Source organism: Labrys okinawensis, from assembly GCF_047345005.1.
Classification (GTDB): Bacteria; Pseudomonadota; Alphaproteobacteria; order Rhizobiales; family Labraceae; genus Labrys; species Labrys okinawensis.
On the sequence record NZ_CP178864.1, the window covers coordinates 2857187 to 2881184 of the forward strand.

The window sequence follows — 23998 nt, forward strand, 5'->3', positions numbered from 1 at the left end:
CGAAATACGCGCTCGTGAACGGGTGCTGCCCCGTTCAATATCGGAGCCTGACTACCATCGCAGTGCGCTTTTAAACATCCGTAAATCGACGTGGAGAAACTTTGGCGGAACCATGTTGCCGCTGTGCATCACTAATGGAAGGTTACTCCGAGTCATCCATCTTGACTTCCGCGCCCGCTTGGCACATTGGTCCGGCCATGACAAAGACGGCCATCCTTTCGCGGATTATTTGCAGCTAGCAGCAAAGCTGGCTGGCGCCGTCATTCGCCCAAAAACCTTGAGCGCAAGACGCCCCGGCCAGCCGAGGTGGGGAACCCATGGTATTGAGGCTTTACGATACGCGCACGCGCACCAAGGTCGACTTCCATCCGGTCGATCCCGACCATGTGCGCATGTATGTCTGCGGCCCAACGGTCTATGACTTCGCCCATATCGGCAATGCTCGCCCGATCATCGTGTTCGACGTGCTGTTCCGCCTGTTGCGCCATGTCTATGGCGTCGAGCATGTCACCTATGCCCGCAACGTCACCGACGTCGACGACAAGATCAACGACAGGGCAGCCGAGCGCGGCATTTCCATCCGCGAATTGACGGACGGCACGCTGGCCCAGTTCCACCAGGATATTCGAGCGCTCGGCGTGCTGATGCCGGACCAGGTCAATCAGCCCGGCCAGCTTCCGCAGATGGTCGAACCGCGCGCCACCGATCATATCGAGGAGATGAAGGCGCTCATCGAACGGCTGATCGCGCGAGGCGTCGCCTATGTCGCCGAGGAGCATGTGCTGTTCTCGGTGCAGGCGATGGGTAAGCTCGGCGGCGTTCCGCGCTATGGCGCGCTCGCCCGGCGCTCGCTCGACGAGATGCTGGCGGGCGCCCGCGTGGATGTCGCCCCTTACAAGCGCGATGCCATGGATTTCGTGCTGTGGAAGCCCTCGCACGGCCATCAGCCGGGCTGGCCGAGCCCGGCGGGCATCGTGACCCCCGGACGCCCAGGCTGGCATATCGAGTGCTCCGCCATGGCGACCGCCGAGCTCCTTGAGCCCTTCGGCGGTGGCCTTACCTGCGACGATCCGGCCCGCAACATCTTCGACATCCATGGCGGCGGCATCGATCTCGTCTTCCCGCATCATGAGAACGAGATCGCCCAGAGCTGCTGCGCCTTCGATACGCCGGTGATGGCCAATGTGTGGATGCACAATGGCTTCCTGCAGGTCGAAAGTGAGAAGATGTCGAAGAGCCTCGGCAACTTCATCACCATCCGGGAATTGCTGGCGAGCGACAAGTTCGGCGGCAGGGCCTGGCATGGCGATGTGCTGCGCCTTGCCATGCTGCGTACCCACTACCGCCAGCCGATCGACTGGACCGTGCAGGCGCTTACGGAAACGCAGCAGACCCTATTGCGCTGGTATGAGGATGCGCCTGCAGGCGGCAGCATTGACGCGGGCGTGATCGAGGCGCTCTCGGATGACCTCAACACACCGGCGGTGCTGGCGCGCCTGCACCAGATCCAGAGCCCGGCCGACCGTGCGGCTACCCTGACCTTTCTCGGCTTCAGCAACGATGCGGCAGCACTGAAGGGCGACGCCGCGATCAGCGAGGCCCTGCGAGAGGAAGTCGAAGGCCTTCTTGTCGCACGAAAGGCGGCTCGGGCCGCCAAGAACTGGCCTGAATCGGACCGCATTCGCGATGAGCTGGCAAGGCTCAACATCGCCGTCAAGGACAACAAGGACGGCACGACGAGCTGGGAGGTCAAGGTCTGATGGCACAGGCAATGCCGAAACCGGGGCTTCGCCCCTTCCTCCCGGCGGATGGGCCGATCCTGGCCGAAATCTTCCGTGCCAGCATCCATGAACTGACCGGGGAGGATTATTCCGAGGGCCAGCAGGAAGCCTGGGCCAGCGCGGCCGACGACGAGGAAGCCTGGGGCCGACGGCTCGCGGACTCCCTCACGCTTGTCGCCACGGTCAGTGGCTCGCCCATCGGCTTCATCTCGCTCAAGGGCAAGGAGCTGGTGGACCTGCTCTATGTCCATCCGGCCGTGGCGGGGCAGGGCGTCGCCGCCATGCTCTACAACGCCATCGAACAACTCGCCAGGGCGCGCGGCGCCACGGCGCTCACCGTCGATGCCAGCGATACCGCCCGCGACTTCTTCCAGAAGCAAGGCTTTGCGGCCCAGCGGCGCAACACGGTGATACTCGGCGACGAGTGGCTCGGCAACACCACCATGAAGAAGACGCTTGTCGCGCCGGGAGCGGCTTCGTGACGACCCGCGACCGGCTCTATCTCTTCGATACCACCCTGCGCGATGGCGCCCAGACGACAGGCGTAGACTTCTCCCTGCCGGACAAGCAGGCGATCGCCCGTCTGCTCGACGATCTCGGCGTCGACTATATCGAGGGCGGCTATCCGGGCGCCAATCCGCTGGATACGCAATTCTTCAGCCAGGACAACGGCCTCCGGGCGACGTTCACAGCGTTCGGCATGACCAAGCGGGCGGGGCGTTCGGCCGCCAATGATCCCGGCATCGCCGGTCTTCTCGACGCGAAGGCCGAGGCGATCTGCTTCGTCGCCAAGAGCTGGGATCAACAGGTTCGGGTCGCGCTCGGCATCAGCCTGGAGGAAAATCTCGATTCGATCCGCGATAGCGTCGCCACCGCTCAAGCACGAGGTCGCGAGGTGCTGCTCGATTGCGAGCATTTCTTTGACGGCTACAAGGCCAATCCCGATTATGCGCTGGCCTGCGCCAAGACCGCCTTCGAGGCGGGCGCGCGCTGGGTGGTGCTGTGTGACACCAATGGCGGCACGCTTCCCCACGAGGTCGAGCGTATCGTCGGCGAGGTCGAGAAGGTCATCCCGGGCGACCATCTCGGCATCCACGCCCATAACGATACCGAGCAGGCGGTGGCGAATTCGCTCGCGGCGGTGCGCGCGGGCGTGCGCCAGATCCAGGGCACGCTGAACGGCCTCGGCGAGCGCTGCGGCAATGCCAACCTCACCTCGCTGATCCCCACGCTCCTGCTCAAGCCCGATTACGCAGGCCGCTTCGAAATCGGCGTCGACGGGCACAAGCTCGAAACGCTGACGCGCGTATCGCGCAAGCTCGACGAGTTGCTGAACCGCACGCCCGATCATCACGCGCCCTATGTCGGTTCCTCGGCCTTCGCCACCAAGGCCGGCATCCATGCCTCCGCGGTAGTCAAGGATCCCTCGACCTATGAGCATGTAGCGCCGGAAAGCGTCGGCAACCGGCGCAAGCTCCTTGTCTCCGACCAGGCCGGCAAGTCAAATATCCTGGCCGAACTCGAACGCCTCGGCCTGACCATCGACAGGGACGATCCACGCCTGACGCATCTGCTCGGCGCGCTGAAGGATAAGGAAGCGCAGGGCTATGCCTATGAGGGCGCCGACGCCTCCTTCTTCCTGCTGGCCAAGCGCATCCTCGGCACGGTGCCGGAATTCTTCTTCATCGAGCGCTTCAGCGTGAATGTGGAACGGCGCTGGAATGCCAGGGGCGAGCTCGGCAGCTATTCGGAAGCCATCGTCAAGGTGAAGGTGGGCGAAGAAGAGCTGATCTCCGCCGCCGAGGGGCAGGGGCCGGTCAATGCGCTCGACATCGCCTTGCGCAAGGATCTCGGCAAGTACCAGTCCTATATCGAGGATTTGAAGCTGGTGGACTACAAGGTCCGTGTCTTCCAGGGTGGTTCGGACGCGGTGACGCGCGTGCTGATCGAATTCCAGGATAGGACGGGCGAACGCTGGAGTACGGTGGGGGTGTCGGACAACATCATCGATGCTTCCTTCCAGGCCCTGACGGATTCGATGACGTACAAGCTCCTGAAGTCCGGCGCGGAGGTGTGAACCCAGCGTGGCAGGCGAGTCGCGCCTTCCTCCGTTAGTATCTTCACCTTACCCTTGCCCTCTGGCGCATTCGCCGTCACGTTCTCCACAAACGGCCGTGAGTCTTCCTTAACCGTGGGACGATCCGAGCCATGGGAGGAACAACGGTGCCCACCAAAAAGCTCATCAACGATCCCAAGAACATCATCGAGGAGATGCTCGAAGGCGTGGTGCGAGCCCATCCCGGCCACATCAGGCAGGTGCCCGGCAGCCCGCGCTCCGTCGTCGCCGTCAGCGGCCCGCGCCAGGGCAAGGTAGGCCTGGTGATCGGCGGCGGCTCCGGACATGAGCCGACCTTCCTCGGCTTCGTCGGCGAGGGCCTGGCGGACGCCTGCGCGGTCGGGAATGTCTTTGCTTCGCCGCCTCCCGATCCGATTGTGGAATGCGCCAAGGCTGCCAGCGGCGGGGCGGGCGTGCTGTTCATGTATGGCAATTATGCCGGCGACGTCATGAATTTCGACATGGCGGCCGAGATGGCTGCGATGGATGACATCGAGGTGCGCACTGTGCTTACCACGGACGATGTTGCCTCGGCACCCTTGGATCAGAAGTCTAAGCGGCGCGGTGTCGCCGGCAATTTCTTCATCTTCAAGATCGTTGGCGCGGCCTGCGACAAGATGTTGTCCTTCGACGAATGCGAGCGCGTGGCGCGCAAGGCCAATGACCACACCTTCACGATGGGCGTGGCGCTATCCCCCTGTTCGCTGCCGCATACGCTCAAGCATAATTTCGAGATCGGTGAGAACGAGATGGAAATCGGCATGGGCATCCATGGCGAACCTGGCGTGGCCCGCGAGCCGCTGCGCAGCGCCGATGCGGTGACCGACGAGATCATGGACCGCATCTTCGCCGAATTGCCGACACGCTCGGGCGGCAAGGTCGCCGTCCTGGTCAATTCGCTGGGCTCCACGCCGCTGATGGAACTCTATGTCATGAACCGGCGCGTGCATCAGCGCCTCGCCGAAAAGGCCATCGGCGTGCATGCCACCTGGGTCGGCAATTACTGCACCTCGCTGGAGATGGCCGGCGCCTCGATCACCCTCCTCGCCCTCGACGAGGAACTGACGGAGCTTCTCGACCACCCGTGCGACTGCGCGATGTTCCGCGCGGGCTGAAGCCCGTCCTCTCGTCAGAATGCCACTCCCGCGGATCGAAGCGATGACCGAGTTTACCACTGCCGGACTGATCCAGATGTTCAATGCCATCGCCCGGGCGATCGAGGCCGACAAGGACCGCCTGTCGGCTCTCGATGGCGTGATTGGCGATGCGGATCACGGCGTCACCATGGATATGGGCTTCGCCGCGGTGACGCAGGCGCTGGCCGGTCTCGATCCCGCCGCGACCGAACCGACACAAGTGTTCAACACAGCGGCGAAATCCTTCCTCAACGCGGTCGGGGCGTCCTCAGGGCCGCTCTACGCCACGGCCTTCATGCGAGCGGGCGCTGCCGTCAAGGGCAAAGCGAGCCTCGACCGGGATGCGATGGTGGCCGCCGTGGCGGCGATGGCGCAAGGCATTCAAGATCGTGGCAAAGCCGAGCCTGGCGAGAAGACGATGGTCGACGCCTGGCACCCCGCCGCCGCGGCGCTTCGAGCCGCTGCCGTCGGGGGGCAGTCGCTACAGGCCTGTCTGCGTGCCGCGGCCAAAGCGGCTGAGCAGGGCGCGGAGGCGACCAAGGCCATGCTCGCGTCCAAGGGCCGCGCTTCGCGTCTGGGCGAGCGCGTACTCGGCCATATGGATCCCGGCGCGGCGTCGGCGGTCGTGATCCTCGATGCGATGGCGGAGAGCGCTACTGCTTGACTCCCTCGGCATTGATGGCGATGTCGACCTGATCGCCGATCAGGGGCAGGAAGGCTTTCATGCCGAAATCCGAGCGCTTGATCCTCGCCGAGGCGGTAAAGCCGGCCACCATGCTGTTCCCGCGAAGGAAGTCAGGCGCCATGCGGTTGAAGGTCACCTTGAGCACGACCGGCTTGGTGACGCCGAGCAGGGTGAGGTCACCCGTGACATCGGCAGTGCGGGCACCGCGCCTCCTTACGACCGTGCTTCTGAATGTCATGGCTGGAAACGTAGCCGCATTGAAGTAATCGGCAGAGCGCAGATCCTCATCGCGTGCGGCCGAGCCGGTATCGACGCTGCCCGTGCCGATCGTCACCTCCACGCTGCTGGTCTCAGGCTTCTTTTCATCGAACGTCAGCGTGCCCTTGATGTCGTGGAACGTGCCGCTGATGCGGGAATAGCCGAGGTGATCGATGGTGAAGATGGTTTGGGTATGGTCGGGGTCGAGTTTGTAGAGATCGGCGGCACTGGCCGAAGCAACAAGGATGGAACCGGCCAGGAAAGCTGCCGCTGCAAGTATGGGGATGCCATGCTTCATGGGTGTTCCGTATTCGCCTGAAAGCGGTGGGCCGAGATGAACACGCGCATGACAGGTTTTATTCAGCCTGCCGGAACATTGGCAAGGCGCTTGATATCGTGGCAGTCGACTTGACCCCCCGATGAGACAACTTCGGCTTTGTTCTGGCCGGGGCTTACAGCGTCTCCGGTGCGACATGCAATTGCATCTCGGCCTGCGTCAACTTCTCGATCGCAGTCCTGAGCATCGGCACCACGTCTTCGGACTTGCTGGCCACCAGGACCTCGACGGTGGTCTCCGGACGGATGAAGCCTTCCTCGCGCATATGGTCGAGGATTTCGAGGAAGCGCGTCCAGAAGCCGTCGATATTCACCAGTACGATCGGCTTCTTGTGCTGGCCGAGCTGGGCCCAGGTCAGCTGCTCCACCAATTCCTCGAGCGTGCCGACGCCGCCGGGCAGGGCAACGAAGGCATCGGCGCGCTCGAACATCAGGCGCTTGCGCTCGTGCATGTCCTTGGTGACGATCAGTTCTTCCACATCGGTCAGCATGCGCTCGCGGCGCTGCAGAAAGGTGGGAATGATGCCGGTGACGGTGCCGCCATTGTCGATGACAGCGCGGGCGACGGTGCCCATCAGGCCGACATCACCGCCGCCATAGACCAGGCGAATGCCGCCGGCGGCCATGTCGGCACCGAGGCGCTGGGCGCCCGCGACATAGGAAGGGCGGATGCCGCTGCTGGAACCGCAATAGACGCAGATCGATCTTAGTTTTGTCATGCCCCGGTTTTGCAACGCAGCATCCTCGGGGTCAAGCCCGATGGGTGGGCAGGAACTGCCGCTCATTTGGTCGCTTGCGCCTGCCCACAGATATCCGCCAGGATGGCATGAGCGGTCATGAAGCGGCTTTCGGTCTGCAGCGCGATCTTGCCTTCCTCGAACTCACCGCCGGGCTCGGCCCTGAGATCGAGCCAGAGGACGTCGGTCTGCCGGAGCGTGCAGAATTCATCCACGGGAACGGGGATCGTCAACGACTGGAACGATCCGGCAGTGATATTGGGCGGGCTTTCGCGCCGGTGCTGGTCGCCGATCTGCACGCCGGCGATCAGGTTCATGGTCGGGATGGGGCCGGCTGAGTCGCGGGGCGTGAAGTCGACGATGACGGCTGGCGTGCCCAGATGCTGGTGGATGGTGACATCCACCGTGACGTCGTTGCCGCGATAGCGACCGAGCGGTATGTCGCTGTCGGCAGAAACGTAGGTCTTCGTACGGGTGGCGGCAGCAGGCGGAGGGCTGGCCGGCGCCGGAGGCACGAGCACCGGCTCGGTCGGGACCGATATGGTCACGCTCGGGGCCGACGGGGCGGGCGCGGAGGCCAGGATCGTCTTGCCTCCGAGCTCCCCGTTGATGGCGAGGACCTGCGAAATGCCATCCTGCCGATCTGTCATCATGTGGGTGGAACTCAGTTCGCTCCCATTCAGCCAGTGAATGCTGTCGGGGGAGGCGGTCTGAAGAATGGCATTGATATTGTCGCCGATGCCCATCTCCGAAAAATAGCGCGCGGCACGGTCATAGGTGGATTTGGGCGTCGCCACTTTCTCCGTGGTCTGGGAGATGACCTTCTGCTTCACCAGTTTCTGGTTGACGACGACCACGTGCCCGTTCACCAGTGCGCGCCGGCGCAGATACGTGTTCATATAGCGTGTCGTAGTGAGGTAGTTGGTGAACTGATGTACCCCGACAAAGGCGGTATAGGGCACGTGTCGGGCCTCGCCGGCGGCAAGCAGGAAGGCGCAGCTTGAGGCGCATTCGGACGCATAGCTCTGCGGCGAGCCTTTGCGGCCGGTCAGGGCATTGTCGATGCACTTCCTGTCCTTGGGATCGCAGGGGTCGAGGATGGTCTTGCTGACCGTCACGTCGAGGTGATTGGCCCGGATCAGCTGTCCCAGCGTGATGCCGGCCTCGACCTTGCCGCCGCGTGAATTGACGAAAACGGGGAGCTTGCGCTTGCCGGCCAGTTTCAGTACGCGCTTGAGCAACGGAGGCGTACCGGCCACTATATCCCCTTGCATCATGATCCATTCGGCGCAGTTCGGTTCGCAATTGCCCGAATGATCGCGTACAATGGCGATGTGCATCGGATCCATAGTTTGGGCCGGATTGTTCGGTTTTGATTTGATCGGTTTGGCAGGCGCTGCCGTAGCGATGGACAGCACCGAAAAGATCACAGTGAGCAAGACCAGCAGCGCCCTGGACATGAAGACTTTCCGGCTTAGCGAAGTTGAGAAAAACATAGCGCGATCTCCGTCCAAACTCATGAGAATAATGAGATTCGAGCTATGAAAATCGCGACGGGATAGTACGGCATGGTGATGCAAGCGCCGGTTGTGGGAACGGAGCCAGGCCCGTGGTTGAACCGGGTGGCAGCACAGGGAGGGCGGCGGTCAAACAAAAAACTGTCACCTTCAAAACAACACATTGATTACCAAGGATAAAGTAGGTCATAGGTAGGCTTCGCCGCTTTCGATCCTTTCATTCGGAGCTGCGATTTGCAATTTTACAGAAAACCGGGGCTGGCGTTCGGCAAGTGTTTCTTCTTGTCGGACTTGCGATACGGCACCGGGCATGACACCAATCGTTTCGATGCGCGTGCTTGCATCGGGAGTGCGTGATGGCTGTGGGCTGGAAGAGTTTTGGAATAGTGGGAGCGGCGAGCGTCGTGAGCGTCGGCACGCTATACAGCGTGCTGGTTCGGGAACCAGCCACCACCGCCCCACCCGAGCCCGTGACCAGCGCTGCTCCCGGCAGCCAGCCTGCGGCGCCCACGCCCGGCAAGCCGCCTGCCGCATCCCAGCCGCAGCAGAACGTTCAGGCGCCGACCGCACCCCAAAGCCAGGCATCCGCGCAACCTCAGGCGCCCAAACCCAATGCGCCCAGCCCCGTCGCTGCCAAGCCGGCGGCGCAGCCCGAAGCCGCCAAGCCTGCTGCGGGCACCACGGCTGCGCCCGCGGCCGGAGCCAAGCCCGCCGATACCACTCCGGCGGCGAAGGAACAGGTTCTGCCGACCTTCGATATCGCGCGCATCGAGCCGGGTGGTGACGCCGTGATCGCTGGCCGCGCCGCACCGGGCGCAACGGTGGAACTGCTGCGCAATGGCAACACCTATGCGCGCGCCGTCGCCGATGTCGGCGGTCAGTGGGCCATCGTGCCGCCGGCCCTGCCCAAGGGGCCGTGCGAATTGACCCTGCGTACCACTTCGCCGGATGGCCGGGTGACGCAGTCGGAGCAGACGGTCTCGGTGCGCGTGCCGGAGCAGCCCGGCGAGGAGGTCGTGATCGTCCTCAACACGCCGAATGAGCCTTCGAAGGTGCTGACCGATGCCGTGCCGCCAACCGGCAAGGCGATCGCCAATTCGCAGGTCGCCGCGGCGCCACCCACGCAGGGACTGCCGGCGGGCAATGGGCCCACCGTGACCAATCCCTCTTCGCCGACCCCGAGCACACCCAAGGACGGCGCGGGCAACACGCCCTCGCGCGCGAACGCCTCGATCCGCACGGTGGAAGCCGACGAGAACGGCCGTTTCTTCGTTACCGGCATGGCTGAGCCGGGTGCTTCGCTGCGCATCTATCTCAACGATACGCTGGTCACCACCGTGACCGCGGCCAGGGACGGCACGTTCGGCATGACCATCGAGAAGGGCATGTCACAGGGCGACTACAAGGTGCGGGTGGACGATGTCGCCGCCGGCACCGGGCAGGTGCTGACCCGGGCCGAGGTGCCGTTTGCCATGGCCGAGAAGACGGCCGCCGGTTCCGCTCCGGCCGTCGTGGCCGCTGCCTCCACGCCGGGCAAGTCGGCCGCCCCGGGCGCGGCGGTGCCCGTGTCGGCGTCCTCGAGCCTAGCAACGCGCGGGGTGTCCGGATCAGCAACCCCGCAGCAGGCCCAGCCTGCGAGCGTCCAGGCGCCCGGCACCGCCCCATCCCCCGGCGTGCCTGCCGCATCCGGTCAACCGGGGCAGGGGGCTTCGCCTGCCGCCGGCGTGTCCGAAGGCGGCAACCCGGTCTTGCCCACGGCCACCATGCCGGCTGCCGCGACACAGGCCGCGCCAGGCAACCAGCCCGTGCGTGTGGGCGACGCAGGACCGACCGGGACAACGCCGCCGCCTTCCATGGCCGTCATCCCGGAGATCCGCACCACGACGATCGTGCAGGGCGATAATCTCTGGCGGATCTCTCGCAAGATCTACGGGCAGGGCATTCGGTACACCTGGATCTACGACGCCAACACCAATCAGATCCGCAACCCCAACCGGATCTATCCAGGCCAGATCTTCGTGATGCCGGAAAAGAAGGTGCCGTAGATTTTGACGCCGGAATAAGCGGCCAGTTTTTGCGCGTCCATCGGCACATGTCATCCACATGAGCGCGAATTTGGTCCGCGCAAGCTTGCAGTCGCTTCGATGCAGACCTAACTACGCAGCGACATTCCAAGAAAAACCCTGCCGCCAGGAGTGCCCAGTGCTCCTTCGCCGAAAGCCTATCCATGCCGCCCGATATTTCAGCCGCTCGCAAGCGCATCAGCGCTGACCGGGGCGCTTTCCTTCACACCATGAAGCAGCTTTGGCCCTATATGTGGCCGGCCGAACGAACTGATCTGCGCATGCGGGTGGTCTGGGCCTTCGTGCTCCTGCTCCTGTCCATGGTCGTCACCCTGGTCATGCCCTACACCCTGAAATGGGCGACCGACGGGCTAGCGGCGCTCAATGGCGGCAAGGTCCTGACGGGCTCCATGCTCGCGATCTGGCTGGCCGGCCTGCCTCTTTCCATGCTGGTTGCCTATGGTGTGACCCGTGTCCTGAGCACGTCTATCTCCCAGTGGAAGGACGGCATGTTCGCGCCCGTCTTCCTCTATGCCGTGCGGCGCCTGGCCATCGAGACTTTCCAGCACATCCACAATCTCAGCCTGCGCTATCATCTGGAACGCAAGACGGGTGGCCTGTCCCGGGTGATCGACCGCGGCCGGACCGGCATCGAGAACATCGTTCGCTTCGCCACCATCAATATCCTGCCGACGATCGTGCAGTTGGTGCTTTATCTCGGCATGCTGCTGCTTCAGTTCGACTGGCGCTACGCCACGATCGTAATGGTCACGACGGCGATCTATGTCTGGTTCACCATCAAGGCGACCGACTGGCGCATCGACATCCGCCGGGAGATGAACGAATCCGATACCGACGCCAATCAGAAGGCGATCGACAGCCTGCTGAACTATGAAACGGTCAAGTATTTCTCGAATGAGGATCGCGAGCTAGCCCGCTATGACCGCGCCTTGGCCGGGTACGAGAAATCCGCCAACCGCACCTATATGACGCTGACCTGGCTCAATATCGGCCAGGGCATCATCTTCACTTTGGGCATGACCGCTTCTCTCCTGCTGGCGGGTTTTGGCGTTTCCAGAGGCGTCAATACGGTGGGCGATATCATCCTGCTGAACGGCATGTGGCTGCAGCTGGCGACGCCGCTGAACTTCCTTGGTTTTGCCTATCGCGAGATCAAGCAGGGCATCACCGATATCGAGACCATGTTCGAGCTTCTCGACAAGGAGACCGAGGTCAAGGACAGCCCTGATGCCAAGCCGCTGCAGGTCAGCGAAGGGCGCGTCACCTTCGACAATGTGGTGTTCAGCTACGATCCCGACCGTCCCATCCTGCAGGGGCTCTCGTTTGATGTGGCGCCCGGCGCCACGGTGGCAATCGTCGGCCCGTCGGGCGCCGGCAAGTCGACCATCTCTCGCCTGCTGTTCCGCTTCTACGACGTCAATGACGGGCGGGTGCTGATCGATGGTCAGGATGTGCGGGACGTGACGCAGAAATCCCTGCGCGCCGCCATCGGCATGGTGCCCCAGGACACTGTGCTCTTCAACGATACCATCCGCTACAATGTACGCTATGGCCGCTGGGATGCCACCGATGCCGAGGTGGAGGAGGCGGCCCGCCTCGCCCAGATCGATACCTTCATCCGCCGCATGCCCAAGGGCTACGAGACGGAAGTGGGCGAGCGCGGCCTTAAGCTTTCCGGCGGCGAGAAACAACGTGTCGCAATCGCGCGCACCATCCTCAAGGGGCCGCCGGTACTGGTGCTCGACGAGGCGACCTCGGCGCTCGATTCCTATACCGAGATGGAGATCCAGGACGCGCTGGAGCGCATTTCACAGAACCGCACTACCCTGGTGATCGCGCATCGCCTCTCCACCGTGGTGAATGCCGATGAGATTATCGTGCTCGACAAGGGTGTGATCGTGGAGCGTGGCAATCACGAGGAACTTCTGTCTCGTGGCGGCATCTATGCCGGCATGTGGAACCGCCAGCGCGAGGCGGACGAAGCGCGCGAGAAGCTGCAGCGCTCGCAGGACGAAGGCTCGCCGGTTTATCGGGACGCGTTGGCGGGGTAGCGCTGGGAGCGCGGACGTCCCTAGGACACTCGAGAGAGTGTCGGACGATTCACTCTTGAAACGAAGCGGTTGCCAATTTGGGCGGCGGCTTGCCGTTCGTGACCGCACCATTTATTGAAAAGTCCAGGTTCAAGAGCGGACGAGGACGTCCATGGGCGCTAACTTTGCTGGAAGGGCGCGCAGTTGGAGTGTCGATCACTGATCGACAATCTCGGAAACGATACGTTTTGCGGGGAGGGAAGAGGGCGATCGGTGATCGCCCCTCCAGTTTCCATCGCCTCACACCACAAAGTTAGCGCATATGGACGAGGACGTTCGCGCGCCCAGTAGTACGCTCCTCAGGGAGCCTTCATCCCCAGTTCATCTTGGCTGCAGTTTATTCACCGCGCTGGGAGCCCAATTCCGCCCCGTGAAGGACAGATCATGTCGACCCGCCGCCGTTTTCTTGCCGGAGCTGCCGCTGTTACCGCCAGTGCCCTGGCTGCCCCCGCCCTGGCCCAGAATCTCGTAGAATGGCGGATGGTGACAGCCTGGCCCAAGGGGCTGGCCGGCGCGGGCACCGGAGCGCAGCGCCTGGCCGATCGCATCGGCGTGCTCACGCAGGGGCAGCTCACCATCAAGCTCTATGCCGCCGGCGAGCTTGTGCCCGTCGACCAGAACATGACGGCGGTCATGTCCGGCGATGCCGAGATGTCGCACGACATGTCGGCCTATTACCTTTCCAAGTCGCCGGCTTTTGCCTTCTTCTCGGCCATTCCCTTCGGCCTTATGGCGCAGGAATTCAATGCCTGGATCTATGCCGGTGGCGGGCGCGGGCTGTGGGACGAGCTCGGTGAGCGCTTCGGCATCCGGGCCTACGCCGCCGGCAATACAGGCGCGCGGCTGGGTGGCTGGTTCCGAAAGGAAATCAACACGGTCGACGATCTGAAGGGGCTGCGCTTCCGCATTGGCGGGCTGGCGGGGCAGGCCCTCGCCAAGCTCGGCGTCAACCAGATGCTGATGCCAGGCTCCCAGATCCTGCCCAAGCTGCAGTCCGGTGATCTCGACGCGGCCGAGTTCATGGGGCCGATCAACGATCTTTCCTTCGGCTTCCAGAATGCAGCGAAGTTCTGCTACTGGCCAGGTTTCCAGGAGCCTTGCGCCGCCCTGCAATTGCAGGTGAACAGCGCCAAATTGGATGCCTTGCCGACCACCCACAAGGTCGCCATCGAGGTCGCCTGCACTGAGGAAAACTCGCGCTCGCTCGCCGAATACAATGCGCGCTCTCCGATCGCCATCGCGCAGGCGGTGACCGAGCAGGGCGTGATGCTCAAGCAGTTCCCGGATGAAGTGTTCAAGGCCTTCGGCACGGCGAGTGGCGAGGTGCTGAGCGAAATGGTCGACAACGGCGACGACCTCACCAAGCGCATCGCCGCCTCCTATTTCGCCTTCCGCCAGGCGACGCTGCTGTGGACCCGTATCGGCGACCAGGGCTACACCAATATGAGGCTGCTCGATTACAACTATCCCAAGGGCGGCTGAGGTTCGAGGCGCGCAACTACCGGGCCGAGACCGGCATGGCGGCAGTTGGATGGCGCGGGCAGGCCTTGGAATCGTCCCCCGATCCACTGGACGGCCGCGGCCGCTCTGTCACGCCCGACGAAGGCATGGCCGACGCTCGGCATAGGCGCGCGCGATAAGGAGTACGACAAAAACGGGCGCCGTAGGGAAGGGGGCAGCGAAAACTCGCCCCGTTTCGGACAGCCGCACCGCCGCTGTTGCGTCAACCGATGGTGCGCCCGATGCCATGACCCATCCGGTGTAAAGCTGGCGTCCTCAAGTGTATCTTATGCATGCCTAGATTCGGATCTCATTTTTGTCTCTAACGCTTCCGCCGAAAATAAACAGCAGCGCTGGATGGTGGCAGATTTTTATGCTTTAGAGTGCCGCAAGCTCAAAGGTTTGAACCATTGCGGTTGTCCGAAGAATTTAAATTCTTTGAGAGCGAAATAAGTACTGTCCCTTGTCTTTGACGTTGCGGAATGTGGATTGATGAGCACCGTCTGGATTAGCCTGGCTTCCTTCCTTGCAATCTTTTGCAGCGCATTGGCCGGTGTTGCCCTTGCCCAGCACCTGCCCGAACCGCATCTGAGTGCCGAAACGCGAACGGCCGTCTCCGTGTCGATGGCTGTCGTCGGAACGCTGGCGGCGCTGGTGCTTGGCCTGATGATCACCAGTGCCAGCAATTCGTTCAAGCAGCGCGCCGATGCGATCGACAGTCTGGCCATCAACATCGTCAAGCTCGACCGGGTCCTGCTGCGCTATGGCCCTCAGGTGCATGACATCCGCGTCACCCTCAAGGCCTATGCCGAGAACAAGGTCTCCCAACTCTCCAATCCGCTGTCCGCAGAGGGCGGCGATCTCCAGACCCTGAAGGAACTCGAGGCGATCGAGGATCAGATATCCAATCTGACGCCGACGACTGAGCGCGAGCGCCAGATCGTCGCGCGCGCCCTGGCGATCACGCAGGCGATTTCGGAAGCGCGCTGGCTACTGGTCGAGAAGACAGGCATCGCGGTGCCCCCGGCCTTCCTGATCCTGCTGATCTTCTGGCTGGCGCTGCTTTTCGCCAGCTTCGGCCTGTTCGCGCCCAAGAACGCGACCGTGATCATCGTTCTCCTGCTTTGTGCCCTCGCGATCTCCGGCGGTGTGCTGATTATCCTGGAGCTGGGGACGCCGACCAGCGGGCTGATCCGCGTCTCGGTCGAGCCGATGCGCTCTGCCATTGCCGAGATCGGCTCGGGGTTGTGACATTCCGACCCCTGGAGACCGTGCCTCTAGAGCAAAACGCGTTTAGGCGTAAACGCTTCTTTTCTCTAACTCTTTGTTTCGACGCGTCTTTGCGATTCTTGCCGATTCCGTCAAATCGCAAAACGCTTTAGCGCGTCTTGCAGGTCACGGTATTGCCACCCCGCGTCAGCGTCGCGCCACGGCCCTTGATCCAGAATTCGGTGGACTGGTCCGTATAACGCCCGCCATCGGCTGACATCGCCTGCGGCAAGGTGAGGGGTGGGACGCCGCGGCCGAAGGTAAGAGTCGCGCTGCCGGTGCCCCGATTGTCGAAGGCCGCGACAATCCGGCTTCCATCGGAACAGCGATAGCGAACGCTCGGACCAGCCTGCGCGGGGAGCGGACAGGCCAGGCCCACGATCGCTGCGACGACACAAAGGCGCTTCATATCTGCCTCCGATTTTTCAGAACGGGCCATGCGAGGCGATGCCGTCCATCACCGTTGAGAGGGTCAGGATGCGTGCCTTGTAGGCCTCCGCAATGCAGGCAATGTCCGTCCCGCACTGGTTGCGGGCCTTCAGCCACTGCCGCTGAGTATCGCCGATATCGCCGCGCTGGCCCATGGCGACGAGCGAAGTCACGATGCCGAAAAGTGTCGCCATGCGGGCTTCGCTCTGCCCGAGGCCGTAGTTCCGGCAGATGGTCTGTTCGGTCGGCAGGCTGGCCTTCGCGCAATCGATCGGCGCGTAGTCGGCCGCTGCGGCCGGTTGCGCCACGCCAGCGAGGCCGGCCACGATGAGGGCGGCGGTGGCGTGCTTCCGGCCGAGCGCAACCTGCTCCGCTGCGCCAAATGTCTTGTGGACTGCCATGAGGCTCCTCGATCGGTGGATCATTGGAGTTCTATCAGTATCTTCTATCCATCTCAATCCAATTGCGATGGATCATATAAGCGATTAGCAACAAGAGAATGTTGGAATTTGCCAATAAGCGTAATAACGTCATGTCATATATATTATAGGTAATTTCTGACAATAAGAATTGAAGATGTCTCATTGGCCCGGCTCCATCGCCGGCCGGCATCGAGAGAGGAAGTGTTCACATGATCCTGGTCCGCCTGTCCAAGTTTGCCCTGATCGGCGCCGCCGCTCTGTTCTTTACGCTCGTGGCCTTCGGAAATATCACCGACTATGACAGCAACTGGCAGTTCGTGCAGCACGTCCTGTCGATGGACACCACCTTCCCGAATTCCGCGATCCATTGGCGTGCGGTTACAAGCCCGGCATTGCAGCAAGCCGGCTATATAGCAATCATTGCCTGCGAGGTGTTGGTCTCGCTGCTGCTTTGGGTTGGCGCGGCTCTGTTGCTCGCCAGAATCGCCGCACCGGACTTCGACGGAGCAAAGTCCGTGGCGATTGCGGGGCTGACCCTGGGGCTCTTGCTCTACCTGGTCGGATTTGTTGCGATCGGCGGGGAATGGTTCGCCATGTGGCAGTCCCAGATCTGGAACGGCCAGCAGAAGGCTTTCGATTTCATCGGCATGCTCGGCGTCGTTCTTCTTGCTACACTTATACCTGACGGCAGGCCGAAGAGCGGCTGAAAACTTGGTTGGGGATGGCCAGGGATTGCCGGCTCGGTGAAAAATCCCTCGGAACTGCCTTGGCCGGTTAAAATCCGGCGCAATTAACGCGTTGTAAACTTTTGGCATTCCGCAAAGATAGATCTGGCAGCCTTGAGCAGGAAGCTCGTTAATCGGATTTCCGCAGGCTTTTGGATTTTACTGCATCAACCTCGCCATCTACAAACTGAGCGCAGTCTATCGATCAGTCTCCAGTAATTAAGTATATTCAATCCCAAGAAATAAATAATACGTTAGGGAAAATACCCTGAAGAGAAGAGCAAGTTTGATCGATTAACCAGTTCTTCATCATGATATACGGCCCTGGGTTGATCTGAACAGCCGCTTTGGCGTAAGGTCCCAATCTGGGGCGGCGCTCCCGCGGCGTGGCGTGATGAGGGCGCTGTTCTATGGCGAGGGGTGAAGCAGAGGGGATAAGGGGGCGTCTGCGGCTCGACCGCCTCTCCCTGTCGCGCCCTCAACTCGCCAAGGGGTTGTCGCTTTCGGTCGCCGTTGTGGCGCTTGTTGCCGGGCTCAAGCCGCAGCCCGCCGCCGCTTTCAAGCTCTTCGGCTACAGTTTCTTTGAGTCCGAGCAGAAGTCGACCTCGCCTGATGCCCAGCCGTACACCATCAGCGTCAATGTGAATGGCGGCGACAAGGACATCAAGGCGGCCGTCGAGACAGCGTCCGCCCTCTACAGCGGCAAGGACGAAGTGCCCCCGCCCTCCACGCCGGCCTTCCTCTCCAAGGCGCACGCCGAATATGACCGTATTCTCGGCGCCCTCTACGCCAATGCGCATTATGGCGGCTCGATCTCAATCCTGGTGAATGGCAAGCCGTTGGAGCAGATCCAGTCCGACGCCACCTTGCCCCATCCCGTGCCCGTGGTAATCAATGTCGATCCAGGCCCGGCCTTCACCTTCGGCCAGATCAGCTTCGAGGGCAGGGCGCCGCCGAGCCCGGCGGACGAGAACCCCAAGATCAAGACGCCAGAGCGCCTCGGCCTGTTGCCCGGCAATCCCGCCAATTCCGATATCGTACTTTCGGCCGAGCAGGCGATGATCGATGCCTGGCGCCGCCAGGGTTATCCCAAGGCCAAGGCCCTGCCGCGCAAGATCGTAGCCGACCACGTCAATAACCGGCTGAACGTGACGCTGGCCGTCGAGCCCGGACGCCTTGCCCACTACGGCCAGGTCACCGTTGACGGCACCAAGGACATGGATCCGGCCTTCACGGCCAGGCAGATGGGGCTGGAGCCAGGCGGCCAATATGATCCTGCCGATATCGAGCTTGCCAAGCGCCGCCTGCAGCATCTGCAGGTATTCTCGACCACCAGCATCACCGAGGGCCCGATCAACAGCAATGGCCTGATGCCGCTGATGGTTACGGTGACGGAGCGCCCGCTGCATGTGTTCGGTGCCGGCGCCGAATATTCCACCACCGATGGCGCTGGCCTCAATGGCTATTGGGAGCACCGCAATCTCTTCGGCCAGGCCGAGCGCCTGCGCCTGGAGGCCAGCGTTGCCGGCATCGATTCTGTGGATACCTCGAACTTTACATATCTGGGCGGCATCACCTTCGTGAAGCCGGGCATCTGGGATCCCTTCACCGACCTCACCGCCCAGCTCCTTGCCAAGCGGGAGGTCTATGATCCCTATTCGCAGAATACTTTCCGCGCCAGAATCGGCCTCGCCCATGAGTTCTCGGAGCAACTGACCGGCAAGATCGCCGTCAATGGTGAGTACGACCAGGTCGACGACCGCTTCAACAAGCGCGACCTTCTGCTCTTCAGCCTGCCGGCCGAGCTTGCCTACGACACCACCGACGACAAGCTGGAGCCGACCAAGGGCTATCGCCTCAAGGGCCAAGTCGAGCCGTTCTATGAAGCCAAATTCGGCAATTTCGGCCTCATCAGCCGTGTCGACGGCTCGGCCTATTTCTCCTTCGATTCGATGGGCCGCTATGTCCTTGCCGGTCGCGTGGCGATCGGCTCCATTACGGGAGCCCCCGCCGACGAAATGCCGGCCGATCGCCTGTTCTTCGCCGGGGGCGGCGGTTCGGTGCGTGGCTACGACTATCGCAGCCTGGGCCCGCGGCTGGCCAACGGCTTCATCGTCGGCGGCCAATCGCTCGCGGAAGGTTCGCTGGAAATGCGCGTGAAAGTGACCGACTCCATCGGTATCGTGCCCTTCGTCGATGCAGGCAGCGCCTTCTCCTCCTCCTTCCCGACCTTCGACGAAACCATCAAGGTCGGCGCGGGCGTCGGCCTGCGCTATTATACCGGCCTCGGTGCCATCCGGCTCGACATTGCCCGCGGCCTGACGCAGATCAACGGGCGCGTGATCGATAACGGCAGGATCAAGCGCCAGCATACGCCGCCGGCGGCGATTTATATCGGATTGGGAGAGAGCTTCTGATGCGGCGCAGGATCGCCCTTGCCATCGCCGTCACCGCCGTGGCCCTGCCGCTTGGCCTGCGCGAGCTCGCACCTGCGCGCGCTGACGATGCAAGCGAAAAGTCGTGGTTCGTTTCCTATGTCGAGAACACGATCTCGACCCCCGACCAGAAGATCTCGCTCGGCCAGATCGACGGCGCGCTATCCTCGGACGTGAAGATCTCCTCGATCACCATCGCCGACCGTCAGGGCGTGTGGCTCACGATCAAGGATGCCCATCTGGTCTGGAGCCGTACGGCATTGCTGACCGGTAGGCTCGACATCGATTCGCTTGAGGCGAGTTCGATCGAGGTCACGCGCAAACCGAACCCGGCGCAGGGCGTGCAGGCCGCCGCGAGTTCGCAGGGCTTTTCGCTGCCGGAGCTGCCGGTATCGGTCAAGCTCGGCAAGCTCGCCGTGCCAGCTGTCAAGCTTTCTGCGGCACTCGCGGGCGAGGACACCGTCTTCGACGTCAATGGCAATGCCCTGCTGGAAGGCGGCAAGCTTCATGCCGAACTCCTGGTCAAGCGCATCCAGCCGCCGGGTGGCGATCTCACTTTCACCACCGATTTCGACAATGCCACGCGCCAGCTCAGCCTCAACCTGTCGCTGCAGGAGCCGCATGGCGGCTTTCTGAGCAGCATGCTCAAGGTGCCCGGCAATCCGTCGCTCGGCTTCACCATCGTCGGCTCCGGCCCGCTCGATAATTTCGCGGCCGATCTCGCCCTCTCCGCCGATGGCACCAAGCTGTTCGGCGGCAGGACGACGATCGCGCAGGGACCCACCGGGTTGACCTTCAAGTCGGATCTCAACGGTTCGTTGGAGCGGCTGGTCGATCCTGCCTATGCCGATTTCGTGAGGGGCGAGTCGGCCATCTCGGTGGCGGGCGGGCAGGCGGCGGGCGGCGGCTATACGCTCGACCATGCTACCGTCAAGTCCGGGGTGATCAACCTCGCCTTGTCGGCCGCCCTTTCGCCCGACGCCTTCCCGACCGACCTCAAGCTCGATGGCACCTTCGGCGCGACCGATGGCCATGACATCCTGCTGCCGGGCGGAGGGGCGCATATCAAGGGCATGACCCTGAAGGCGCAGTTCGGCAATGGCGGATGGAATGCCAATTTCGACCTGCAGAAAATGGTGGCCGGCACGGTTCAGGCAGAGAGCGCAACCATCCAGGCCGGCGGCGATGCGCAGAATCTCGAAAATCCTCAAAGCCGCAGCGTGACCTTCAAGGTCACCGGGCATGGCGACGGGTTGAGCTCGACCGATCCCGCGCTCGCCAAGGCGCTGGGCAAGGTGCTCGATCTCACGGCTGCCGGCAAATGGCAGGCCGGCCAGCCAGTGATCATCGATGGCGTGCATCTCGCGGCCAATGCCGCTCAGGTGGGCTTCACCGGCAAGGTGGAAGGGGCGACCCTGAGCGGTGTCTACACGCTGGCAACGCCTGATATCTCCGTTTTCTCGGGCCTTGCCGGTCGCGATATGCGCGGCAAGACAGATCTTTCCGCAAAGGGCGACATCGGCCTCGCCGGCGGTGCCTTGAACCTCACCTTCGAAGGCAACGCCACCGACGTGGTGATCGGGGACCCCCGGGCCGACGCCCTCCTCAGGGGCGTAACCGGCCTCAAGGGCGGCGTGCGGCGCGACGAGCAGGGTCTGCATTTCGACGCCGTCAATCTCGGCAACAAGCAGTTCAACGCTTCCGCCAACGGCCTCTACGGCGCCAAGGTTATGGACTTCAAGGCGACTGCCGGCCTTACGGACATCAAGCTGGTGACGGATCGTGCTTCCGGCGCGATCGATCTGGTCGCCACGTTGAAGGGAACGGCCGAGAAGCCGGATGTCGTCGCCGATATCGACGCGCCGAATCTGACCTTGCAAGGCAAGCCCTTCACCGGTGGCAGGGTCAATTTCACCGGCAGCGTCGCGGGCCCTTTGGTCAACGGCACCTTCAATCTCTCGGGCATGCTGGATCGCATGCCGGTCCGGGCCGCTGCGACCATCGTCACGACCGACGATGCAACGCATGAGCTCAAGGGTCTCACCATGAGCGCCGGCGCCGCGCAGATCGCTGGCGATCTGGCGCTTCGGCCCGACAATCTCGCCAGCGGCCAATTGACGGCGGCGATACCGGACATGGCCGCGATTGCACCCCTGCTTCTGACCAAGGCCTCTGGCTCGGTTACGGCCAATATCGCCCTGTCGATCGACGGCACGAAGCAGAATGCCGCAGTGAAAGCCCAGGCCAAGGCGCTGAGGATCGAGACCAACACCATTGGCGCCGCCGATATCGATCTCACCGCGACGGACCTGCGGGGCGTGCCCGCGATTGCCGGCACCGCGACGGCCAGTAATGTCCAGGCCGGTTCTTTCATCCTCAATCAGCTTCAGGCCACGGCGAAATCGGAGGGCGCGAACAGCACGGCCTTCCAGGTCCAGGGCACGATGCCAAAGGGCAAGCTCGCCATATCCGGGGCTGTTAAGCCGGCTGCAGACGGGCTCGATGCGAGGCTCGACACGCTGTCCGTGCAGCAGCAGGGCATTTCCGCCTCGCTCGCCTCACCAGTGACGATCGCCAGTCGCTCAAGCGGGGTGACGATCCCCAAGGCTGTGCTGCGCATCGGGCAAGGCGGTCAGGTTGCGGTTGACGGCACCGTGGGCGATGCCATCGCCATGAATGTGGTCGTCAGCCAGTTGCCGGTATCGCTCGCCAACCTCTTCTCGCCGGGTCTCGGCGCCAGCGGCACGCTGTCGGCCAACGCCAAGGTTTCCGGCAAGACCGCTGATCCCAGCGCCGAGTTCCAGGTTACGGGTACCAACCTCAATGCCGCAGCGCTCAAGGGCATGGGGCTCTCCGCGCTGCAGCTTTCCGCCAACGGCCGTTATGCCGGCAAGACGGTCACGCTCGAAAGGGCCAGCGTCACCGGCGGCGGCGGCCTCACGGTTTCCGCACATGGGCAGGTGCCGCTGTCGGGGCCAGGCCTCTCCGTGGCTGTGCAGGGCTCGGCCCCGCTTGCCCTGGCCAACGGGCTGCTTAGGGATCGCGGCGCGCGCGCCACCGGCACTCTCACGCTGAACGCCAATGCCAGCGGCTCGATCTCAGCGCCTGTTGTTTCAGGCCAGGCCGTGATTGCGGGCGGCACGCTCAGCGATCCCGACACGGGAATGAAGCTGACGGGCATCACCGCCACCGTGCGCTTCGACGGGGACCGTGCCACCATCGCCCAGTTCAGCGCCGCCACCCAAGGAGGCGGCACCCTCGGCGCCAGCGGTTCGGTCTCGCTCAAGCCGGACCTGACAGCGGACCTCACCATCACCACGCGCAACGCCAAGCTGACCGACGGCGATCTCGCCACCGCGATAATCAGCAGCGACATGACTGTGCGCGGCCCGCTGATGTCGCAGCCGGTGGTTGGCGGGCGCATCACCATCCAGCGCGCCGAGATCACCATCCCCGAGCGCTTCGCTACCAACGCGGCGATGCTGGGCGTCAAGCATCTCAAGCCACCGCCGGAAGTCGCCCGCACGCTCGCCAAGGCCAATCCGCCGACGAAGGGCGGCAGGAAGGGCGGCAAGGGCGGCTCCGGCCCGAACGTCGTGCTCGACATTACCATCGATGCGCCGGCCCGTATCTTCGTGCGCGGACGTGGCATCGATGCAGAACTCGGCGGCCAGATGTCCCTGAAGGGGCCGGCCTCCAATCTCGCGCCGGTGGGTGCCTTCGAGCTGAGGCGCGGTTCGCTCGACGTTATCGGCCAGCACATCGTCTTCGACAGCGGCAAGGTGACGCTGGTGGGCGATCTCGACCCGCAGATCGACTTCGTGGCGACCACCAAATCCAGCTCGATCTCGGTGACGGCGCGGGTCACCGGCCGGGCTTCCGATCCGCAGATCGTGCTCTCCTCCGTGCCCGAGCTGCCGCAGGACGAGGTGATGGCGCATTTCCTGTTCGGCCGCAGCATCCAGGACCTTTCGCCGCTGCAGATCGTCCAGCTTGCCACTGCCGTGGCCCAGCTGGCAGGCGGCTCCTCGGGGCCGGACCTTCTCGGCAGCATCCGCAAGTCCACCGGCCTCGACAACCTCGGCGTCGTCACCGATTCCTCGGGTAATGCCGCCGTGCAGGCCGGCCGCTATATCGGCGACAATATCTACCTCGGCGTCACCACAGGCGTGGGCGGGCAGACGGACGCCACCGTCAATCTCGACGTTACGAAGAACCTCAAGTTGAGGGGTCAGGCCGGCACAGACGGTTCGAAGGCCGGGATCTACTACGAGCGGGAATATTGAGGTGAAATTTCTTCCTTTATAATCAGGTGGTTAAGTGACGTGTCTGTCCCACCGTTTTTTGAAGTTTATCGAGGGAGGCACCACGAATATAGCCGTTGTAACTTCACCGCAGCCAGCGTGAGAGCGCGCGCTCGTGTCGACGTCCCTCCCAGTCATGCTGTGCAGACCTCTGGTGGGGCCGCTCTTCAGGCT

General features: G+C 63.0%; 17 protein-coding genes. 12 read left to right on the top strand and 5 right to left on the bottom strand.

From position 1 onward, the window contains the following. Positions 1–317: 317 nt before the first annotated feature. The 5 genes from cysS to dhaL all read left to right on the top strand — a co-directional run bounded on the left by cysS (position 318) and on the right by dhaL (position 5697). Complete coding sequence (gene cysS / locus ACMDCR_RS13300; RefSeq protein WP_413992981.1) at positions 318–1760, top strand: cysteine--tRNA ligase; 1443 nt, start codon at positions 318–320, stop codon at positions 1758–1760. Beyond that, a complete protein-coding gene (locus ACMDCR_RS13305) occupies positions 1760–2263 on the top strand; it encodes a GNAT family N-acetyltransferase (protein ID WP_413992982.1) in 504 nt (167 codons plus the stop codon). The genes cysS and ACMDCR_RS13305 overlap by 1 nt, the downstream gene beginning before the upstream one ends. Next, the gene (gene cimA, locus ACMDCR_RS13310) at positions 2260–3858 is read left to right on the top strand and encodes a citramalate synthase (RefSeq protein WP_413992983.1); all 1599 of its coding nucleotides are present in this window, start codon (positions 2260–2262) and stop codon (positions 3856–3858) included. Before ACMDCR_RS13305 ends, cimA begins: the two co-directional genes overlap by 4 nt. 146 nt (positions 3859–4004) lie before the next feature. Then, a complete protein-coding gene (locus ACMDCR_RS13315) occupies positions 4005–5012 on the top strand; it encodes a dihydroxyacetone kinase subunit DhaK (RefSeq protein ID WP_413992984.1) in 1008 nt (335 codons plus the stop codon). Positions 5013–5055: 43 nt separating this feature from the next. After that, entirely contained in the window at positions 5056–5697 is a 642-nt protein-coding gene (gene dhaL, locus ACMDCR_RS13320; protein ID WP_413992985.1) for a dihydroxyacetone kinase subunit DhaL, read from the top strand. Here dhaL and ACMDCR_RS13325 read toward each other — a convergent pair. The 3 genes from ACMDCR_RS13325 to ACMDCR_RS13335 form a co-directional block, all read right to left on the bottom strand. Continuing rightward, entirely contained in the window at positions 5687–6274 is a 588-nt protein-coding gene (locus ACMDCR_RS13325) for a YceI family protein (protein ID WP_413992986.1), read from the bottom strand. The genes dhaL and ACMDCR_RS13325 overlap by 11 nt on opposite strands. A gap of 154 nt (positions 6275–6428) precedes the next feature. Then, a complete protein-coding gene (locus ACMDCR_RS13330) occupies positions 6429–7031 on the bottom strand; it encodes a TIGR00730 family Rossman fold protein (RefSeq protein WP_413992987.1) in 603 nt (200 codons plus the stop codon). Between the two features lie 62 nt (positions 7032–7093). Beyond that, positions 7094–8509, bottom strand: a complete 1416-nt coding sequence (locus ACMDCR_RS13335; RefSeq protein ID WP_413992988.1) for a hypothetical protein — start codon at positions 8507–8509, stop codon at positions 7094–7096. A gap of 413 nt (positions 8510–8922) precedes the next feature. Here ACMDCR_RS13335 and ACMDCR_RS13340 point away from each other — a divergent pair, with 413 nt between their 5' ends. The 4 genes from ACMDCR_RS13340 to ACMDCR_RS13355 all read left to right on the top strand — a co-directional run bounded on the left by ACMDCR_RS13340 (position 8923) and on the right by ACMDCR_RS13355 (position 15491). After that, on the top strand, positions 8923–10611 hold the full coding sequence (locus ACMDCR_RS13340) for a LysM peptidoglycan-binding domain-containing protein (RefSeq protein WP_413992989.1): 1689 nt from the start codon (positions 8923–8925) through the stop codon (positions 10609–10611). Positions 10612–10793: 182 nt separating this feature from the next. Next, complete coding sequence (locus tag ACMDCR_RS13345) at positions 10794–12701, top strand: ABCB family ABC transporter ATP-binding protein/permease (RefSeq protein ID WP_413992990.1); 1908 nt, start codon at positions 10794–10796, stop codon at positions 12699–12701. A 423-nt stretch (positions 12702–13124) separates the two neighbouring features. Then, a complete protein-coding gene (locus tag ACMDCR_RS13350; RefSeq protein ID WP_413992991.1) occupies positions 13125–14222 on the top strand; it encodes a TRAP transporter substrate-binding protein in 1098 nt (365 codons plus the stop codon). A 510-nt stretch (positions 14223–14732) separates the two neighbouring features. Then, the gene (locus tag ACMDCR_RS13355) at positions 14733–15491 is read left to right on the top strand and encodes a hypothetical protein (RefSeq protein WP_413992992.1); all 759 of its coding nucleotides are present in this window, start codon (positions 14733–14735) and stop codon (positions 15489–15491) included. A 127-nt stretch (positions 15492–15618) separates the two neighbouring features. Here ACMDCR_RS13355 and ACMDCR_RS13360 read toward each other — a convergent pair whose 3' ends face one another. Together ACMDCR_RS13360 and ACMDCR_RS13365 are read right to left on the bottom strand one after the other, a co-directional pair. Further along, positions 15619–15918, bottom strand: a complete 300-nt coding sequence (locus ACMDCR_RS13360; RefSeq protein WP_413992993.1) for an MliC family protein — start codon at positions 15916–15918, stop codon at positions 15619–15621. 16 nt (positions 15919–15934) lie between these two features. Then, a complete protein-coding gene (locus ACMDCR_RS13365; RefSeq protein ID WP_413992994.1) occupies positions 15935–16339 on the bottom strand; it encodes a lysozyme inhibitor LprI family protein in 405 nt (134 codons plus the stop codon). Positions 16340–16569: 230 nt separating this feature from the next. On the opposite strand from ACMDCR_RS13365, the gene ACMDCR_RS13370 reads away from it, so the two are divergent. From ACMDCR_RS13370 to ACMDCR_RS13380, 3 genes are all read left to right on the top strand, one after another. Beyond that, positions 16570–17067 carry a DUF2165 family protein gene (locus ACMDCR_RS13370; RefSeq protein WP_413992995.1) on the top strand — a complete coding sequence of 166 codons (498 nt, stop codon included), beginning with the start codon at positions 16570–16572 and terminating at the stop codon, positions 17065–17067. A 428-nt stretch (positions 17068–17495) separates the two neighbouring features. Then, complete coding sequence (locus tag ACMDCR_RS13375; RefSeq protein WP_413992996.1) at positions 17496–19502, top strand: autotransporter assembly complex protein TamA; 2007 nt, start codon at positions 17496–17498, stop codon at positions 19500–19502. After that, the gene (locus tag ACMDCR_RS13380; RefSeq protein ID WP_413992997.1) at positions 19502–23806 is read left to right on the top strand and encodes a translocation/assembly module TamB domain-containing protein; all 4305 of its coding nucleotides are present in this window, start codon (positions 19502–19504) and stop codon (positions 23804–23806) included. Before ACMDCR_RS13375 ends, ACMDCR_RS13380 begins: the two co-directional genes overlap by 1 nt. The last annotated feature ends 192 nt before the right edge of the window (positions 23807–23998 follow it).

What these genes read in the sequence shown, in the direction of transcription:
- cysS (WP_413992981.1), top strand. Translation starts at nt 318, where the DNA reads ATGGTATTGAGGCTTTACGATACGCGCACGCGCACCAAGGTCGACTTC.
- ACMDCR_RS13305 (WP_413992982.1), top strand. Translation starts at nt 1,760, where the DNA reads ATGGCACAGGCAATGCCGAAACCGGGGCTTCGCCCCTTCCTCCCGGCG.
- dhaL (WP_413992985.1), top strand. Translation starts at nt 5,056, where the DNA reads ATGACCGAGTTTACCACTGCCGGACTGATCCAGATGTTCAATGCCATC.
- ACMDCR_RS13325 (WP_413992986.1), bottom strand. Translation starts at nt 6,274, where the DNA reads ATGAAGCATGGCATCCCCATACTTGCAGCGGCAGCTTTCCTGGCCGGT.
- ACMDCR_RS13330 (WP_413992987.1), bottom strand. Translation starts at nt 7,031, where the DNA reads ATGACAAAACTAAGATCGATCTGCGTCTATTGCGGTTCCAGCAGCGGC.
- ACMDCR_RS13335 (WP_413992988.1), bottom strand. Translation starts at nt 8,509, where the DNA reads ATGTCCAGGGCGCTGCTGGTCTTGCTCACTGTGATCTTTTCGGTGCTG.
- ACMDCR_RS13340 (WP_413992989.1), top strand. Translation starts at nt 8,923, where the DNA reads ATGGCTGTGGGCTGGAAGAGTTTTGGAATAGTGGGAGCGGCGAGCGTC.
- ACMDCR_RS13345 (WP_413992990.1), top strand. Translation starts at nt 10,794, where the DNA reads ATGCCGCCCGATATTTCAGCCGCTCGCAAGCGCATCAGCGCTGACCGG.
- ACMDCR_RS13350 (WP_413992991.1), top strand. Translation starts at nt 13,125, where the DNA reads ATGTCGACCCGCCGCCGTTTTCTTGCCGGAGCTGCCGCTGTTACCGCC.
- ACMDCR_RS13355 (WP_413992992.1), top strand. Translation starts at nt 14,733, where the DNA reads ATGAGCACCGTCTGGATTAGCCTGGCTTCCTTCCTTGCAATCTTTTGC.
- ACMDCR_RS13360 (WP_413992993.1), bottom strand. Translation starts at nt 15,918, where the DNA reads ATGAAGCGCCTTTGTGTCGTCGCAGCGATCGTGGGCCTGGCCTGTCCG.
- ACMDCR_RS13365 (WP_413992994.1), bottom strand. Translation starts at nt 16,339, where the DNA reads ATGGCAGTCCACAAGACATTTGGCGCAGCGGAGCAGGTTGCGCTCGGC.
- ACMDCR_RS13370 (WP_413992995.1), top strand. Translation starts at nt 16,570, where the DNA reads ATGATCCTGGTCCGCCTGTCCAAGTTTGCCCTGATCGGCGCCGCCGCT.
- ACMDCR_RS13375 (WP_413992996.1), top strand. Translation starts at nt 17,496, where the DNA reads ATGGCGAGGGGTGAAGCAGAGGGGATAAGGGGGCGTCTGCGGCTCGAC.
- ACMDCR_RS13380 (WP_413992997.1), top strand. Translation starts at nt 19,502, where the DNA reads ATGCGGCGCAGGATCGCCCTTGCCATCGCCGTCACCGCCGTGGCCCTG.